The organism is Mycolicibacterium rhodesiae (assembly GCF_002086695.1).
GTDB classification, from domain to species: Bacteria; Actinomycetota; Actinomycetes; order Mycobacteriales; family Mycobacteriaceae; genus Mycobacterium; species Mycobacterium rhodesiae.
Genome location: NZ_MVIH01000003.1, coordinates 22,031 through 38,021, shown reverse-complemented (window position 1 = coordinate 38,021; position 15,991 = coordinate 22,031). Strand labels below are relative to the sequence as shown.

General features: G+C 65.7%; 14 protein-coding genes. 7 read left to right on the top strand and 7 right to left on the bottom strand.

Features of this window, described 5'->3' with window-relative positions:
* Positions 1-296 precede the first annotated feature (296 nt).
* Positions 297-1,769, top strand: a complete 1,473-nt coding sequence (locus BST42_RS29870; protein WP_207569463.1) for a WXG100 family type VII secretion target — start codon at positions 297-299, stop codon at positions 1,767-1,769.
* Between the two features lie 678 nt (positions 1,770-2,447).
* Here BST42_RS29870 and BST42_RS07415 read toward each other — a convergent pair.
* Together BST42_RS07415 and BST42_RS07410 are read right to left on the bottom strand one after the other, a co-directional pair.
* The gene (locus tag BST42_RS07415) at positions 2,448-2,753 is read right to left on the bottom strand and encodes a hypothetical protein (RefSeq protein WP_083117954.1); all 306 of its coding nucleotides are present in this window, start codon (positions 2,751-2,753) and stop codon (positions 2,448-2,450) included.
* A complete protein-coding gene (locus tag BST42_RS07410; protein ID WP_435406015.1) occupies positions 2,750-3,337 on the bottom strand; it encodes an alpha/beta fold hydrolase in 588 nt (195 codons plus the stop codon). Before BST42_RS07410 ends, BST42_RS07415 begins: the two co-directional genes overlap by 4 nt.
* A 439-nt stretch (positions 3,338-3,776) precedes the next feature.
* Between BST42_RS07410 and BST42_RS07405 the strand changes: the two genes are divergently transcribed.
* A complete protein-coding gene (locus tag BST42_RS07405) occupies positions 3,777-5,639 on the top strand; it encodes a CocE/NonD family hydrolase (RefSeq protein ID WP_237159334.1) in 1,863 nt (620 codons plus the stop codon).
* Here the strand turns inward: BST42_RS07405 and BST42_RS07400 are convergent.
* The 3 genes from BST42_RS07400 to BST42_RS07390 are packed head-to-tail and all read right to left on the bottom strand — an operon-like array spanning position 5,636 to position 8,695.
* Positions 5,636-6,874 carry an MFS transporter gene (locus tag BST42_RS07400; RefSeq protein ID WP_165760801.1) on the bottom strand — a complete coding sequence of 413 codons (1,239 nt, stop codon included), beginning with the start codon at positions 6,872-6,874 and terminating at the stop codon, positions 5,636-5,638. The two genes, BST42_RS07405 and BST42_RS07400, sit on opposite strands and share 4 nt — an antisense overlap.
* 1 nt (position 6,875) lies before the next feature.
* Complete coding sequence (locus tag BST42_RS07395) at positions 6,876-7,625, bottom strand: GAP family protein (protein ID WP_133057422.1); 750 nt, start codon at positions 7,623-7,625, stop codon at positions 6,876-6,878.
* A gap of 29 nt (positions 7,626-7,654) precedes the next feature.
* A complete protein-coding gene (locus BST42_RS07390) occupies positions 7,655-8,695 on the bottom strand; it encodes a TIGR03617 family F420-dependent LLM class oxidoreductase (RefSeq protein WP_083117950.1) in 1,041 nt (346 codons plus the stop codon).
* Between the two features lie 104 nt (positions 8,696-8,799).
* Between BST42_RS07390 and BST42_RS07385 the strand changes: the two genes are divergently transcribed.
* Together BST42_RS07385 and BST42_RS07380 are read left to right on the top strand one after the other, a co-directional pair.
* The gene (locus tag BST42_RS07385; protein WP_083117949.1) at positions 8,800-10,455 is read left to right on the top strand and encodes an alkaline phosphatase family protein; all 1,656 of its coding nucleotides are present in this window, start codon (positions 8,800-8,802) and stop codon (positions 10,453-10,455) included.
* Positions 10,456-10,485: 30 nt separating this feature from the next.
* Positions 10,486-11,340 carry an SDR family oxidoreductase gene (locus tag BST42_RS07380; RefSeq protein WP_083117948.1) on the top strand — a complete coding sequence of 285 codons (855 nt, stop codon included), beginning with the start codon at positions 10,486-10,488 and terminating at the stop codon, positions 11,338-11,340.
* An 11-nt stretch (positions 11,341-11,351) separates the two neighbouring features.
* On the opposite strand, the gene BST42_RS07375 is transcribed toward BST42_RS07380, so the two are convergent.
* The gene (locus tag BST42_RS07375) at positions 11,352-13,085 is read right to left on the bottom strand and encodes an acyl-CoA dehydrogenase family protein (protein WP_083117947.1); all 1,734 of its coding nucleotides are present in this window, start codon (positions 13,083-13,085) and stop codon (positions 11,352-11,354) included.
* A gap of 170 nt (positions 13,086-13,255) precedes the next feature.
* Here BST42_RS07375 and BST42_RS07370 point away from each other — a divergent pair, with 170 nt between their 5' ends.
* Genes BST42_RS07370 through BST42_RS07360 form a run of 3 tightly spaced genes read left to right on the top strand, consistent with a single transcriptional unit; the run spans position 13,256 to position 15,392 of the window.
* Positions 13,256-13,795: a hypothetical protein gene (locus BST42_RS07370; RefSeq protein WP_083117946.1), complete on the top strand. Its 540-nt coding sequence runs from the start codon at positions 13,256-13,258 to the stop codon at positions 13,793-13,795.
* A 10-nt stretch (positions 13,796-13,805) separates the two neighbouring features.
* Positions 13,806-14,738 carry an LLM class F420-dependent oxidoreductase gene (locus BST42_RS07365; protein WP_083117945.1) on the top strand — a complete coding sequence of 311 codons (933 nt, stop codon included), beginning with the start codon at positions 13,806-13,808 and terminating at the stop codon, positions 14,736-14,738.
* 48 nt (positions 14,739-14,786) lie between these two features.
* Entirely contained in the window at positions 14,787-15,392 is a 606-nt protein-coding gene (locus BST42_RS07360; protein ID WP_110918512.1) for a hypothetical protein, read from the top strand.
* Positions 15,393-15,553: 161 nt separating this feature from the next.
* On the opposite strand, the gene BST42_RS30395 is transcribed toward BST42_RS07360, so the two are convergent.
* Positions 15,554-15,949, bottom strand: a complete 396-nt coding sequence (locus tag BST42_RS30395; RefSeq protein ID WP_207569462.1) for a hypothetical protein — start codon at positions 15,947-15,949, stop codon at positions 15,554-15,556.
* Positions 15,950-15,991: the final 42 nt, after the last annotated feature.

The following is a 15,991-nucleotide window of genomic DNA, read 5'->3' as shown; positions in this document are numbered from 1 at the left end:
CCAGAGTTGAGTCGATTTCACTCAAGTTGTCGAATCCGTCAACGGCGGGTGTTCCGGATTTGTTCCCGGCGCCGCCGGCTCTGCGTTTGCGAGTGTGCGGTCTGATCCACCGCGACCGGCGCGTCGCGGATGAAAACACACACTCGCGGACCTCAGCGGTGGAACGTCGCCGAGCGTGCGACCTTTCGTCGGGGGGAGTGCGATCCATCGACAACAACCCGCACTTTGGACGGCCTGAGCGTGTGCGGCCGGTAGTGAGTACCGGCCGCACACGAACGCCAGTAGGTTTGCCAGCTGTGGGGATCTCATTAGCCGACCTGGACAGGTGGGACCCGGGGGCGGTTCGCGGTGTCGCGACCACAACGACCACTCGAGCTGAGCATTTTCGAGATGTCGCGCATGACCAAAGCGCCGTCGTCGCGAAGCTCGAGTGGGAGGGCGCCTCCCACGAAGCCGCGACGGCCAAAGCCCAGGCCATCAGCAGCAGCCTCCTTCAGCACGCCGACGAATGCGACCTTGCCGCACGCGAAGTCACGTCCGCGGCCACCGAAGTGGAGTCCATCAAGGCCGAGTGGAACCGGATCCAGCGGATGGCCGACCGGTGGGGCATCACGATTGATATAGCCACCAGCTCGCTCGAGTGCTTTCGCGCGGCAGATCCCGCACAACAGGCTGAGAACGAGCGGCATATGCAGACCGTTCACGATGCCATCGTCGACTTACTGCGGCGAGCCAACTCCACCGATCAGCACCTCGCCACGGCACTCGACCACGCCACAAGGGAGATGGCCGACGGTGACATTGCCGAAGCACCGTTGGCATCTGACGCCGTGCAGAGGAGCAACCAAACGGAGGCATTCCGAAGGATATTCGGGCGCGACCCTGTCAGCGAGAGCGACTGGACGACTGCGGCCGCTCTAGATCCGCACAGCTACGACCCGAAGAACAAGGGCGTTGATGCGAACATCGTCGTCGCCCGCATCAAGCCAGTGCCTGGACAAGGTGTCGTGCGGTCGAACTTATTCATACCAAGCAAGGACGTGTGGGCGCCGTCGGTCGAACTCCCGCCCTTCAACAATGGTCACCTGTTGCCCTACGACAACAATGTCGGCGACAATCGCGGCTTCTCTCCCACCGTGGGACCAGAAGAGTCCCGCGTGGCCATCTACACCGACTTTGAGAACGGGATCATCGTCGCCCGCCAGAATCCATCAGTAAATGCCGACACCGGACAAGTAAGGGCTGGTACGCCCGATATTTCGGCAGTCCAACAGTCAAACGGTGCAGTGTTGCTCCGCTACAACGCCGCTGATCCCTTCTCGCCAGGTGGCGAGGTGCCGGCAAAAGCCATTCCATTCAGCGTCAACGGCACACTCGGCATCAGCCCAAGTGCTGACGGGCCACGAGTGGGTGGCAATGTCACTTCCTTTCCGGCGCTTGAGATCTACAGCGACCGGAACGGAGCCACAACCCCGTTGCTGCAGTCGTGGCCAAGCTTTACCGACGACGCGTCGGGTCCGATGGTGGGTCTGCTGCCGCATAAAGACGTGGGTGAATCCACCATCATCCCGAGCTTCAACAGCGTAGTTCCGCAGCTCGAGCCGGCACAGCCCGGACCAATACATGGCCCCCAAGCCGTACCGATCACACCACCAATGTCAATCGTGCCGCCCGGCAACTTCACCCCCTTTGGACCAGCGGCCGGCGAGGTGCCGGTCGTCCGAACGTTCACCCCATTTCAGGGTGACGAATTCCTTCCCCCGCGCTGAGACCGAGGAGCGTCGAAAATGGCAAGTCCTACAGTCGATCCGGGGTGGAGACCCCTTTACTCATCGCTCGAAGTATTTTGGAGGGGCTGAGATGGCATATCCGGTCGTGGACTGGCGGAGAGCCACATTGGTCGGCGCGCTCGGCGGTGGGGCGTTCTGGGGACTGGCTGCAGGAGCCATCCTGGCCTCGAAAGCATCAACAACGGCTGTCATCGCGATCTGTATTACGGCGGTCATCGTCGTGTCCGTGGGAACTTTCATCTACCGCCGCAGCACCAGTCCCCGCAATCGTGCCTTGGGGATGGGCTTGATCCTGGCTCCGCTTACCGGCCTGACGCCAGTGCTCGCCGTTTCACTCCCCGGAGTCTTGACCCACGCGATCTCCTGGAGAGGCTGACTACCGCCCATGGTTACTCCGTCGCCCGCACCCGACAGCACGCCAGCCCTTGAGGAGCAGCATCCGATCCCGTTACTCATCGGACTTTTCGTGGGCTTCGCATCGGTGGTTTTGACATTCGGATTCTTGTGGCCGCTCGCGCCGCTGTTTCCCGCTGTGGTCGCCGGTGCGTCCGCGGTGCTGCCTTTCAAGAATCACTGGCACGTCGCTCGTGGCGCGTTCTACGCGTGTCTGGGAGTAGCGGTCTTCGAAGCAGTATTCGTACCGATCCTCTTGGTGAGTTAGACGCCGTCTGCTCGGTCGCCGAGCTGTCTAAGATCAGTCGCGCCGTGGTCATCCATGGCGCGAAGCCCCTTGGCGGTGTCGACGACATGAGCCGCCTGCTCAGTCAGAGCGGCATGGTGCTTATCAGCGACCCGCTGCCAAGTGTCGGCCATCCGTACCAGCGCGTCGGCGGACGAGCCCACCCATCCGGACTCAGAGTCACTGAGCCCCAGCATGGACAGTAGGTGCGAACCCGATAGGACTGAGGCCTGCTCGCCGATATCTGATCCACCACGGACAAGGCCGTCGACGTCGACCTTCAACTTGTCAGTCCTCGAGCCAGGTGAAGACCGTCTCGTAGTGGGCCTGGGCACTGCCTGCCATGGCTTGGCGCCACGCCGGGACGGTTGAATCCGTAGAACGGACCCTCGGGCACCTCCCGGTAGAACTGCGACCGGTTGGTCAGGACCCCCGTCTGCACCGCGTCGAACCACTCCCTCGGTTGACCACCAGGATTGTCGTTGCTGCGCAACATGTTTGGCGTCAGCGACGCCACCAGCACCGCCTTTGCGACGCGGTCCTGGTGACGCGCGACGTAGCGGGCCACCTCGCCGCCACCGGTGGAGTGTCCGATGTGAACGGCCTCGCGCAGGTCGAGATGCTCGGTCAGCGCGGCAAGGTCGGCGACCCAGTGCTCCATGTCGTTGCCGGTCCCGACCTGATCAGAACGGCCGTGCCCGCGCCGGTCGTGCGCGATCACCCGGTAGCCGTGCTGCAGGAAGAACGTCATCTGCGCGTCCCAGTCGTCGGCTGTCAGCGGCCACCCGTGACTGAACACGATCGGCTGACCGGAACCCCAGTCCTTGTAGAAGATTTCGACGCCGTCGGAAGTGCTGATGGTGGGCATGACTGGTTCCCTCCGCAGTCCTGGATGCAGGCTTTTATGACCCATGGTCAGCTTGCTCCATCACGGCCCCGACAGCCAGTGCTGAGCCATTCCTTCTCGCCCACCACTTTTGACGACGACGTCAGACTTGGCACAGGTTGGACGAACCGCCAGACACACCGGGGCACGCCAAGCTACTTATAGACGAATGGGTGCAGGGGCGTTTGTCGGTCGTATCGGTGGGCTTGCGGTAGCGCTGGGGATCGGGGTCGCGATCGCTGCCGGAGCGGGCCAGGCCTCTGCCGCGCCGGCCGGCTCCGGTGATTCGTCGTCGGCCAGTTCGGCAGGGACGCGGTCCTCGGCGCAACACAGCGGTGTTGCGAAGAGCGCGAGGACGGTCAGCTCCGTTTCCGCAACGACCGCAACCAAGACCGCGTCGCGGGCGACCGTGCGGTCCGTGATGATGCCGCGTGCCACCGCCACAGCCACGGCCACCCGCACCGTGACCGACGATCCGACGGCACCGGTCGACTCCCCGGTGACGCTGGTGCTGGCCGCCGCATCCCGCCGGGAGTCGCAGGCCACCACGCAGACACAACGCACCCCGGTCGCCGCCACCACTGCGGCGCCCACCGCCGATGTGCCCGCCATCCCCACGCCAGTGGTGGCCATCCCGCAGATCGCGCCGCTGGCATTCCTGCAACACATCCCGGTCCTGGGTCCGGTCCTGTTCACCCCGATTGTGGCGTTCATCCACCAGATCCCAGTGTTCGGCGACGTGCTCCACCCCCTGTTCGGCTATCCGGTGCACCCGGGGGCATCGCCGAATGCCGCACAACCTCGCGACGTCAAGGTGGTCTCGTTCGACGGCACCCAGATCTACGTCCACTTCATGCCGGCGTCCGGGCTGCAGGAAGGTACCCAGGCGCCGACGATCTTCTACGGACCCGGACTGGGCATGCCCGGCCAGACAAGCATCGACGGCAGCGTCGTCGACGGCGTCCTCACCAACGCCCTGGGCATGCCGAGCATCCTCGCCCTGCGCAAGGCCGGCTACAACGTCGTGACATGGGACCCGCGCGGCGAATACAGTTCGGGCGGCCAGCTGCAGATCGACTCACCCGACTACGAGGCCCGCGACGTCTCGGCGATCATCAGTTGGGTCGCCACCCAACCGGAGGTCAAGCTCGACGGCCAACCGTCCGAGCTCGACCCGCGGATGGGCATGGTCGGCGCGTCCTACGGGGGCGGCATCCAATTGGTCACGGCGGCAACCGATCACCGAGTCGACGCGATCGTTCCGACGATCGCCTGGAACAGCCTGACCAGCTCGCTCTACAAGGCTGGGTCATTCAAGAGCGGCTGGGGAACGCTGCTGTCGACCGTGCTGGTCCTCACCCTGGCCCGCACCAATCCCAAGATCATTCCGGCCACCATCTACGGCGATCTGACCGGACACCTGACACCGGCAGACGTGGCGCTGCTGGAGGAGCGCGGACCCGGCCTCCCGACAGACCTCCTCAGCCAGATCACCGCACCCACACTGTTGATCGAAGGCACCGTCGACACCCTGTTCACCTTGCAGGAGGCCAACGCCAACGCACTGGCGCTGATCGGCAACAACGTTGACACCAAGGTGATCTGGTTCTGCGGCGGCCACGGTCTGTGCACCAACGACCTGTTCAACACCGGCGGTGTACTGGTCCAACAGCGCACCCTCGAGTGGCTCGATCACTACGTCAAACAAGATGCGACGGTGCAGACCGGCCCCCAGTTCGAGTGGGTGGACCAACGGGGCCAACACCTTTCGTCGGCATCCTACGATCTGACGCCGAGCGACCCAGTGGTGGTGTCCAGCACCACGACTCGGACCCTGCCCCTTGTGCCATTCCTGGGAGCCGGTGGGCTGTTCGGAGTGGTGCCGATCGGATCATCGCGGGCCATCGACGCGCTGAACTACACGACACCGGCGGTCACCTCGACGACCTATGTCGTCGGCGCACCGCACCTGAGCTTCACCTACTCGGGCACCGGCTCGGGCGATCACCTCTACGCTCAACTCGTCGACAACTCCACCGGTCAGGTGCTGGGCAACCAGGTCACCCCGATCAAGGTGACCCTGGACGGAACCGAGCGCGTCGCCGACGTCGACCTGGAGATGGTGGCCCAGACACTCAGACCCGGTCAGAAGGTCACCCTGCAGGTGTTCGGGTCGTCGGCCTCCTACCGTGCGGTCGGGGCGCTGGGCTCGGTCACCGTCTCGAACGTGGAACTGTCGCTGCCGACCGTCGACCCATCGACCATCACGGTCGACGCAGCCTAGTTGTCACTGGTCGCCGGTATTTCGTTGCCGGGCAGGCGTTTCAGCGCCCGCGCCAGCGCCAGTTGGGCGAGGGCGAAGATTCCCAGCGCGGCGCCCACGATCCCGAACGACCCGTAAGCGGTGGATCCCGCGGTGAACGCACCGCCGACCAGGCTGTCCACCCCCACCGAGGCCGCCGTCCGGCCGAACTCCGAGGCGGCGGTGACACCGCCCGCGTGCTCCAGCGGGGTCAGCTCTTGGCGCCAGCGCGTCAGGACCAATCGGGCGCAGACGTTGGTGACGCCGAACAGGAACACCGCCACCACCATGATCCACAGGTTCACCGGCATCCAGCCCACCGCCAGCAACAACGTCCCGCCCACTCCCGCGAACATCCACCCGCGTCCGGAGCCGCGGCGCTGAGTGACCGCATACAGCAGTGCACCCGCCACCCCGCCGAGCGCGAAGGCTGATCCGACGTGACCGGCCATATGCGGTTGGTGCAGCAGGCCTTTGGCGAAGAATGCACTCAGGTCTTTGCGTAACTCGTAGAGGTGGAACAGCATCAAACCGACGACCACCATCAGCAGGTACCGATTCTTGAGGATGTACTTCACCCCAGCCCATGCCCCGCCGTGGGTGTGGTTGCGGTCGTCGACGGGGATGGCCGGTCGTTCGGGAATCAGCAGATAGCACGCCGCCGACACAGCGAAGCCGACCGGGATGACAATGTGGGACACGATCTCCGCCGACCACACCATCAGCCCGCTGAGCATGAGTGGTCCTACGACAGCACCGACTTCGAAGGCCAACTCATAACGGGAGTTGATCCTGTCCAGCAGTTGCGGCCGGTGCCCGGCAAGTTCGAGGGGAATCGTGTGCACGGAGGTGTCGACGTATCCGCGTATCAGCGCTTCGGCGCTGTAACACAGCATCACCCACGTCAGGTTCACGAAGCCGAACGCCATCGCAGCGGGTATGCCGGCCAGGACCACGCCTCGCAGGAGCGTAGTGGCGACCAGTACCCGGCGAGCCCCGAACCGCTCGGTCGGCCAGCCGCCGAGGTAGGTACCCACCATGTGCAAGGCGGTGCCGAATGCCGAGAAGAACGCCGCGCTGCCCAGTGACCCGGACAGATCAGCGACGAGCAGCGGTTGCGCCAAATGCACTGCACTGTTCGCGATCTGGGTCAGCAGGACGCCGCTGAGCAGTCCGCCGAGGCGCGCCGAATCGGTCTCGCCTGCCCCTAGCTTCACATCAGCGCCTCGGCATGTGCTCGAAGGCGCCGTGAGCGACGAACGCTGCCGCGGCCAAAAGCAGCACCGCGACGATCCAGCGGCCATGCACCTTCATGATGCGCTCGTATCCCTCCTTGATCCGATCGGCGGCACCCGGCCGGACCAACTCGATGACCGTCGGCGTCAGCGCGGGGATGAGCGCGATCACCGCGAATACCACAGCACCGAGCGCCCGTTCGGGACGGTCGCTGATCTGCAGGATCTGGTGGCCAGCGGCGATCGCGATCGGAAAGACTTTGGGGTGCAGACCGCAGACTGCGAAGCCGGCCATCGCCGCGCGGGTGATCCGTTGGTGGGCAGGCAGATCCGCCTTCGGATCCAGGCCGGGGAGGCGCTTGGTGAGCCTGGCCCGTAACCGGCCCGGCTGGTGCTGCGGCTTGGACACGTCGGTGATCGGCTTGTGTCGGAGCGCGCCGGTCGCCCGGCGGATACCGATCGCCAACAGCGCCGCCGCGATCAGGATCCGGACGATGAAGCCCGGCCACGAGGTGTGGTCACCTTCAGACGCGGGCGTCCCGGTCAGCGCGGCGATACCGACACCGATCCCGGTGGAGAAGGCGATGCCCGCGACGGCACCTCCGGAGAACGCCAGGGTCGCCTGTCGGGGAACCTTCTTGTCGCTGGCGACCACCAGTCCGAGGACCAGTGTCTCGGGGCTGAACAACAGCGCGAGCGCAAGCGTCGCAATGACCGCGAGATGCGTGCTCATGGGCACATCCACGCCGGCATGGCGGCAGGTTACCGCGCCGGACGACCTGGCGCGCTGCGTTGCGCCAGTTGTCGCGCCACCTCGCCGTACCGCTCGAAACGCTCTGGATCACCCAACGCGTTGTAGAGGACGATGCGGGTCGCAGTGTCGCCGTATCTCTCGGCCAGCGCACCGGCCAGTCCGTCCCATGTCGACTCGGTGGCGAACGTGGCGATGTGGTCGTCGGTGATCTGAGCCGCCATCCCGTTGAGGTCGCCGGCCTTCTGCTTCTCGCGGATGCGGGCAGTGGTGCCCTCGAATCCGGCCTCGTCCCAGATGAACGCGTAATTGGGGGTGCTGCCGTAGAAACTCATCGAGAACCGGACCCGTTCCCGCTCGGCCGCGCGGTCCTCCTCGGTGTCGCCGACGATGGTCATCACCGGCACGATCAGCGCGACGTCGGACGGGGAGCGCCCCGCTTTCGCCGCTCCCTCAGCGACTTTGGGCACCACATGGCGGGCGATGTACCCGGGCTCTCCGATCGGGTGGACGTGCACACCGTCGGCCACCTCACCGGCCATCCGAAGCATCCAGGGGTTCACGGCGGCGATGTCGACCTTCGGGTCCGGTTCGTCGATGGGTCCGGCGCTCCATTGCGGGGTGATGAAGTCCAGGTTGTAGAACTCGCCGTGGTGGTCGAGAGTGCCCGTGCGGAAGGCGGCAAAGCACGCTTTGACGGCCAGCACATAGTCGCGCAGTCGCGGGCCCGGACGTTCGAACTGGGTGCCGTAGCGCCGCACGACATGAGTGCGCACCTGGGTGCCCAGTCCCAACCGGAAGCGTCCGCCACTGCCCTCCTGCAGCTCCCACGCGGTCGCGGCCGTGATGAACGGGCTGCGCGGAAACGCCACCGCGACACCGGTCGAGAGCGCAAGTCCCGGCGCAGCCTGCGATGCCACCGCGGCGTTGAGATACGGGGTCCGGCCGGTCTCGGTGAAGAGCATGCCGGAGAAGCCGGCAGCCTGCGTGCGCTGGGCGAGGCTGCCGATTTCTCCCAGCGGCAGCGCAGTGGTCATGACGTCGACGTCCACCGGACAGATCGTAACGGCGTCACCGAAACGCCATGCGCGGTTGCGTCGCAGATCTAGTCTGTGCGACAGCTGTGCAATAACTGTGGGCGAGAGATCGGGGAAGCATGACGACGATCAAGCAGGTGTGTCTGGGAGTTGCAGTGGCCGGCGTGGTCGCCGGGGCCGGCTCTGCGGTCGCGACCGCGGTGGCCTCCGCCGACACCGGTTCACCTGATTCGCAGAGCGCATCGCGCGGTTCCTCTGCGTCGACATCGTCGGCGTCGACTGCCCGCTCGCGTAAGCCGGTGACGAAGGCAGGCAGTACGGTCACCGGTCCGCGACGGGCGCAGGCACCTGAGGCGTCGGTGGCAGGCCCCACCGCGAAGCGGACCACTGCAAGCATTGCGCCACTGAAAGTTGCTGGAGCGCTGTCACTTCCGAAGCTTCCGGCGCTGCCCCTGCCGCCGCTGCCGGCTCCGCCCGTCGGGGCCAAGAGCACCGCCTACTCCTACCGGGACCGCAACATCAGTGCGTCGGCCGTGGTCGTCACCAACAACGCGGCCGACCCGACCAACACTCACGTCCTGGTGATCGGCGTCGACGGCACGAACATGCGGCGAATCCTCGCCCAGCCCGACGTGAACGTGAACTTCGTGAGTCTGATGAACGCCAGCACCACCGGCATTGCATCGATCGTCGGCCACACCACGATCTCGAACCCGTCGTGGACCGCGATCCTCACTGGAGCGTGGGACAACCAGACCGGCGTCATCAACAACCTCTTCACCGCCGACACCTACATGAAGTGGCCGACCGTGTTCAACCAACTCGAGGCCTACAACTCCGACATCGACACCATGGCGATCGCGGACTGGAGCGTGATCACCGACATCGCCAAGGCGGGCCTCTACCCGGTCGACACCCCCGTACTGGTCCCGCAGGTACCGGGTGACTCCAACTGGTCACTGACCGATGCCGAGGTCACCGCCCAGACCGTCGCGGCGATTCAGAGCGGCGAGCCCCCGAACTTCTTGTTCTCCTACCTGGTGCAGGTCGACGAGGCCGGGCACCAATTCGGCGGTGGCTCACAGCAATACGCCGATGCCATCCATCGCACCGACGAGAACCTCGGCGCAATCATGGACGCGGTCAACACCTCTGGTGAGAACTGGACCGTCATCGTCGTCACCGATCATGGTCATCAGCCGCAACTGGGCTTCGGACACGGTTTCCAGTCCCCCGACGAGACCTCGACATGGGTCATCGCCAACGGCGCCGGCTTCGACGCCGGTCAGATGAACCTGGCGTACTCGATCGTCGACGTCACGCCCACCGTCCTGGACCTGTTCGGCGCTCCCCCGCCACCGGGATCCAACGGGGTGTCGTTGACCACGCTGGGTTCCAGTTCAGTCACCCCGAACGATCTTCAGCAGGCGCTCAAGGACGCGATTGCGCGCAACGGCTGGCCGGACATCCAAACCAATGTCGCGCTGAGCGTGCGGACGATCTTCGCCAGCATCCCGTACTTCCTGGACGGCGGCATCACCAGCCTCACCGCCACGCTGCAGGGCATCGTCGATCAGAACACGTTCCTGATCAGCCAGCTGGCGGCGGTGGCCAAGGCGGTGGTGCAGGTTCTCGGGAATGTGTCGGTCGCAGCCACCAGCGCGCTTGCCGAACTGGTGGCCTGGATGACCGGGGTGGACATCTTCGCGCAGGGCTATCCGCAGGATCCGCCGACGGTCGCGACACAAAACGAGCCCTCGGTGTTGGTGGCCTGACCACGGCACCGGTGGGCCATACTCACTCCGATGGGTACCTACGTCGTCACCGGTTCTGCTTCGGGCATGGGTCGGGCGGTCGCTGAGCGGCTGCGGGCCGACGGGCACACCGTGATCGGGGTGGACATCCAGGCCGCCGACGTGGTGGCCGATCTGTCCACTCCGGCCGGTCGCCGTACGGCCGTCGACGCCGTGCTCAGCACTTGTGGCGGACGTCTCGACGGTGCGGTGCTGGCGGCCGGGCTCGGCCCAACCCCCGGCAAGGACCAGCCGTCCCGGATCATCCAGGTCAACTTCTTCGGCGTGATCGAATTGCTGCAGGCGTGGCGGCCGGCGCTGGCGGCCGCCGAGCGCGCCAAAGTCGTAGTATTTTCCAGCAATTCGACCACCACGATTCCAGCGATACCCGGCCGTGCCATCCGGGCCATGCTGGACGGTGACGGCGAGAAGGCCGTGCGGATCCTACGCATCTTCGGCCGTGCCGCAGCGTCGATGGCTTACGGCGCGTCGAAGATCGCAGTGAGCCGCTGGGTTCGCCGCAATGCGGTGACCCGCGACTGGGCCGGTGCCGGAATCCGGCTCAACGCCATCGCTCCGGGTGCCATCCTGACCCCGCTGCTGGAGAAGCAGCTGTCCACCCCGGCCGAGGCCAAGACGATCCATTCGTTCCCGGTGCCGATCGGTGGCTTCGGTGACGCCGGCCAGTTAGCGGACTGGGTGGTCTTTATGTTGTCGGATGCCGCGGATTTCCTGTGTGGCAGTGTTCTATTCGTCGACGGCGGATCCGACGCCTACTTCCGCGCTGACGACTGGCCCGGTTCGTTACCGGCCCGGCGGTTGGCACCCTATTTGTGGAAGTTCAAACGGTTCAAGAGCTTCTCGTGAACCGCGGCCGGCTATGGGCGCATCGAATATGCGCCGTCGTACGCTTTGACCTGCCCCCACACCCGGTCGAAGCGGTCAACGTCGGTGACCGGCTTGCGCACCGCACCAAGAGCCCATTCCTGTTGCGCCGTGGTCGAATTCGCCTTACCGTGCAGCGCCACCGCGTAGGCTGAGAAGTCCCGCACCTGCACGTCGAAGATCTGGTCCACCAGATCCGGGTCGATGCCGCGCAACTGTGCCTGCTCCAAGATCAGCTGCCCGTACACCACCAGGGTGAACAGGTGACCGATGACGAGCATGAAGTCGAGGTCCTTCTGTTGCTCGGCATCGGGCGCGGCGGTGAGCAGCAACTGCTGCAGCGCCCGCGCCTGCTCGAGGAAGCGGGCGACGTTCGGTATGGCGGAGGCACTCTCGAACACCGGAACCCAGTCGGCGAACTGCACCTTGGAGGCACCGCGCGCCGGGCCCTGCGCCCAGAAGAAGGTGTCGTCGCGCGCGTCATCGCGGGTGCCGATCTCGGGATAGTCCGCCGGGTTGAGCAGATAGTTGGGCATGAACTTGAGGATCTGGGCGACGTTGACGTGCACCGTGCCTTCCAGTCGCGGCAGCGCACCGATCAGCCGAGTGACCTGAGTGAAATAGGTATCGCGTTCAAAACCCTTGGCGGCCATGATGTCCCACAGCTGGACCACCACCTTCTCACCCTCGGACGTCACCTTCGCCTTGGTCGCCGGGTTGAACAGCAGATAGCGACGGTCTTCGAGACTGGCGCTGCGGAAGTAGTCGATGGCGCGATCGCTGAACAGCTTCATCGCGACCAGCCGGGCGTAAGCCTCGACCAGCCCGGCCTGCACGTGCGGGAAGTCGGTGACCGGGTTGCCGTACAGGATCCGGTTGTTGGCGTGGGTGATCGTCTCGTAGAACGCGTGCTCACACATTCCGATCGACGCGGTGCACAGATTGAACTTTCCGACGTTCACGGTATTGAGCGCCACCGAAAATGCTTCGGGCCCAACGCACAGGATGTCTTCCTCACGCACCGGATAGTCGTGCAACGCGAACGTACTGACGAACATCTGGCCGCGCACGACGTTACCGATCAGCTCGTAGGCCGGGTGCGCGCTGTCTGCGACGAACCACACATAGCCGTCGGGGCCGTCGACGTCCGCCCGGCGGGAGAACACCGACACCATGCCTGCCACGTTGCCGTTGCCGATGTAGTACTTCTCGCCGCTGGCACGGAAGGCCAGGCCGTCGTCGTCGGCCGGCGTGAGGACCATGTCGGTGTCGTAGATGTCGGCGCCGTGCTCGCGTTCGGACAACGCGAAGGCCATCACCCCGCCGGCGTCGAGCTGCGCGGCCGCCCGTTCCTTCGCTTTGATGTTGTCGCTCTGCCAGATTGGGCCCAACCCGAGGATGGTGACCTGTTCGGCGTACCAGTACGCCAGGCCGTAGAAACCGAGGATCTCGCTGAGCGCGGCGTTGCGGGAGGTGTCCCACCGCTTGTTGTCATCCCCGAGTCCGAATTCCGACGGGGTCAGGAACGTCGCGAAGATCCTCTCCTGCCCCACGAAGTCCAGGAAGTCCGACACCCATACCGCGTCGTGGTCGTCTTGGAGCAGGCGCGTCTTGCCGCGCTCCTCGAACCACCCGATCAACGCTGTGAGCTGGCGCCGCGTCTCGGGATCGAACTGTTGCGGGTCGTAAGTGTTCGGGTTGAACAACAGGCGGCCGGTGTCGGTCATGGACGCACCCTTTCATAGCTGCACCGAATCTAGCCCGATCACTGGTCGGGGGTTCCGAGATCGCCAGGGGTCGTCGAACTCAGCCCCGCGAGTCACTGGAGTCACTTCCGTCACTACATGCGTACCCTGACATCCGACGGCAGGAGTTCGGCGTGCGGATATCCAACGGCATGAAGGCCGGTGTGGCGGTGGTGTGGCTGATGGCTGCCGGCGTTGCTGCCGGGTGTAGCTCCACCACCGACGGCGCGGCCCGATGCCCGGGCTGCGGACCGGGCGGCGAGCCGAGTTTCCCCACCAGCAAGCCGACCGTGTCCACCCCGCTGCCGACGCCGTCGCCGACCCCGTCGCCCTCGGTACCCAACCCGGGCGGCCAGACCCTGCCGCCCAGCGACACCGGCTACGTCTACATCGAAACCAAGTCCGGCCAGACCCGCTGCCAGCTCAACTCGGAGTCGGTCGGCTGCGAATCGAATTTCACGAACGCACCCGCGATCAACGGCACCCCCGCAAACGGTGTCGAGGTGACCGCCGGGGGCAACCTGCGCTGGATCCTCGGCAACCTCGGCGACATCCCCACCACGACGCTCGACTACGCGACATATCACGCGGTCGGCTGGACGATCGACGCCCGCAGCGACGGGACCCGCTTCACCAACGACAGCACCGGCCACGGAATGGTCGTCGGCACACAAGGGGCCCAGGTTTTCTAAGCTGGGCGATATGGACTTCCGCGTCTTCGTCGAACCCCAGCAAGGTGCCACCTACACCGATCAGCTTGCAGTGGCTCAGGCCGCCGAATCTTTGGGCTACTCAGCGTTTTTCCGATCCGACCACTATCTGGCGATGAGCGGCGACGGCCTTCCCGGGCCAACCGACTCCTGGGTGACGCTGGGCGGCATCGCCCGGGAGACCAGCACGATCCGGCTCGGCACGCTGGTCACGTCGGCCACCTTCCGCCATCCGGGACCGCTCGCCATCTCGGTGGCACAGGTCGACGCGATGAGCTCAGGGCGGGTCGATCTCGGTATCGGCGCAGGTTGGTTCGACGCCGAGCATCTCGCCTACGCGATCCCGTTCCCGCCGCTGGGCGAGCGGTTCGAGCGGCTGCGCGAACAACTCGACATCATCACCGGCATGTGGACCACGCCGGCGGGCCGGACCTTCGACTACGCCGGTAGCCATTACACCGTCAAAGACTCCCCCGCGCTGCCCAAGCCCGCGCAAGATCCACATCCGCCGATCGTCATCGGCGGCAACGGCCCCAAGCGGACACCGGCGCTGGTCGCCCGGTACGGCTCCGAGTACAACCTCGCCTTCCCGGCCCTGGACTTTGTCGAACCCCAGTACGCCCGGGTGCGGGCCGCGCTGAGCGACGCCGGTCGTGCACCTGAGGACATCGTGTATTCCGCGGCGTTCGTGGTGTGCGCGGGGCGTGATGACGCCGAGATCAGCCGTCGTGCTGAGGCGATCTCCCGCGAGGTCGACGAGCTGCGGACCAACACGCCGCTGGTCGGCACGCCTGGCGAGATCGTCGACCGCTTGGGACCGTTCATCGAGGCCGGAGTGCAGCGGGTGTACCTCCAGCTGCTGGATATGTCCGATCTCGACCACGTCGAATTGTTCGCCACCGAGGTGGTCCGCCAACTCGCCTGATTGCCGAACGCTGCATCGGCCCTGGCGGGCCGTTTAGCATGAATAGCCGTGGCGAAGCACGACCCCGCCGGGGATGTCGACGAGGCATCGCCCGTCCCGTTCGGTGATCCGTTCGGGCCCTATCCCGAGCAGCCGTATCCGGGGTCTGCCGCTGTCGCCGACACACCCGCGGTGGATGACACCGACCCGCCGACCGATCCCGCGCTGCCGGTGGTCACCGCCGACGACGGCTTCGACCCGTTCGCTCCCGACGCGTTCTGGTTCCCGGAACGGCCGTGGTATCGCAAGAAGCAGGCGACGCTCGCACTAGCAGCCATCGGCGTCGCTGGGGTCGCGATCCTGATCGCCGCGATCCTCCTGGTGGTTTTGGACTCCGATGATTCAGGGCCGTCCAACACCACGCCATCGACGACCACCAGCCCGCCGACCACCACCGCTCTGACCAGTTCGCAGCCGCCCGAGCCGCCGCCACCTCCGCCACCACCACCGGAGAGTCCGCCGCCGGCACCGCCGCAGGGCACCTGGTACCCGCGTTATCCGCAGCAGAACGACGGCGGCCGCCCGAACGTGACCACCCCGCAGACGCGGCCGCCGCAGATCAGCGTCCGTCCCACCCACCGCCCGGCCTTCCCCAATCAACCGGGTGGCGGCTGACGGTTAGAATCTGATCCCGTGGCGCGCGACGGATCCCCCGACGACCCGAACAACTACTCCGACAGTGACCCGACGCAGTACGCAAACTACGGCGGTACCGGCGGCGAGGCATATAGCGACTACCAGCAATCTGGGTATGGCGCACCGACCGGGTACGGCGACTACCCGCCGCCGCCCGAGCCGACCCCCTGGTACCGCAAGCCTGCGGCGCTCGTCGGCCTGGGAGTACTGACCGCGGTCATCCTGGCGCTGTTGGTGTACGCGATCGTGAAGTTCACCGGTAGCGACGGGTCCAGCCCGGCGACCACGACGACGACCTCCCCGACGACGTCGACCACGGCCGCGACATCGGCATCTGTTGCGCCGGAACCCGGAGTCACCCAGACGGTGACCGAATCCCCGACCGTCACGCAGCCCCCCGCGACCACGACGGACACGCCGACCACCACGACGACCACCGAACCGCCGTCGACCAGCACCAGTACGAGCACCAGCACCAGTACCAGCACGTCGGTGTCGACCTCGGTGAGCACGGTGACCGAGACGGTGACCACCACCAGGGAGCGGCTCCTGCCGACGTTCCCGCTACCGCGGCCAGG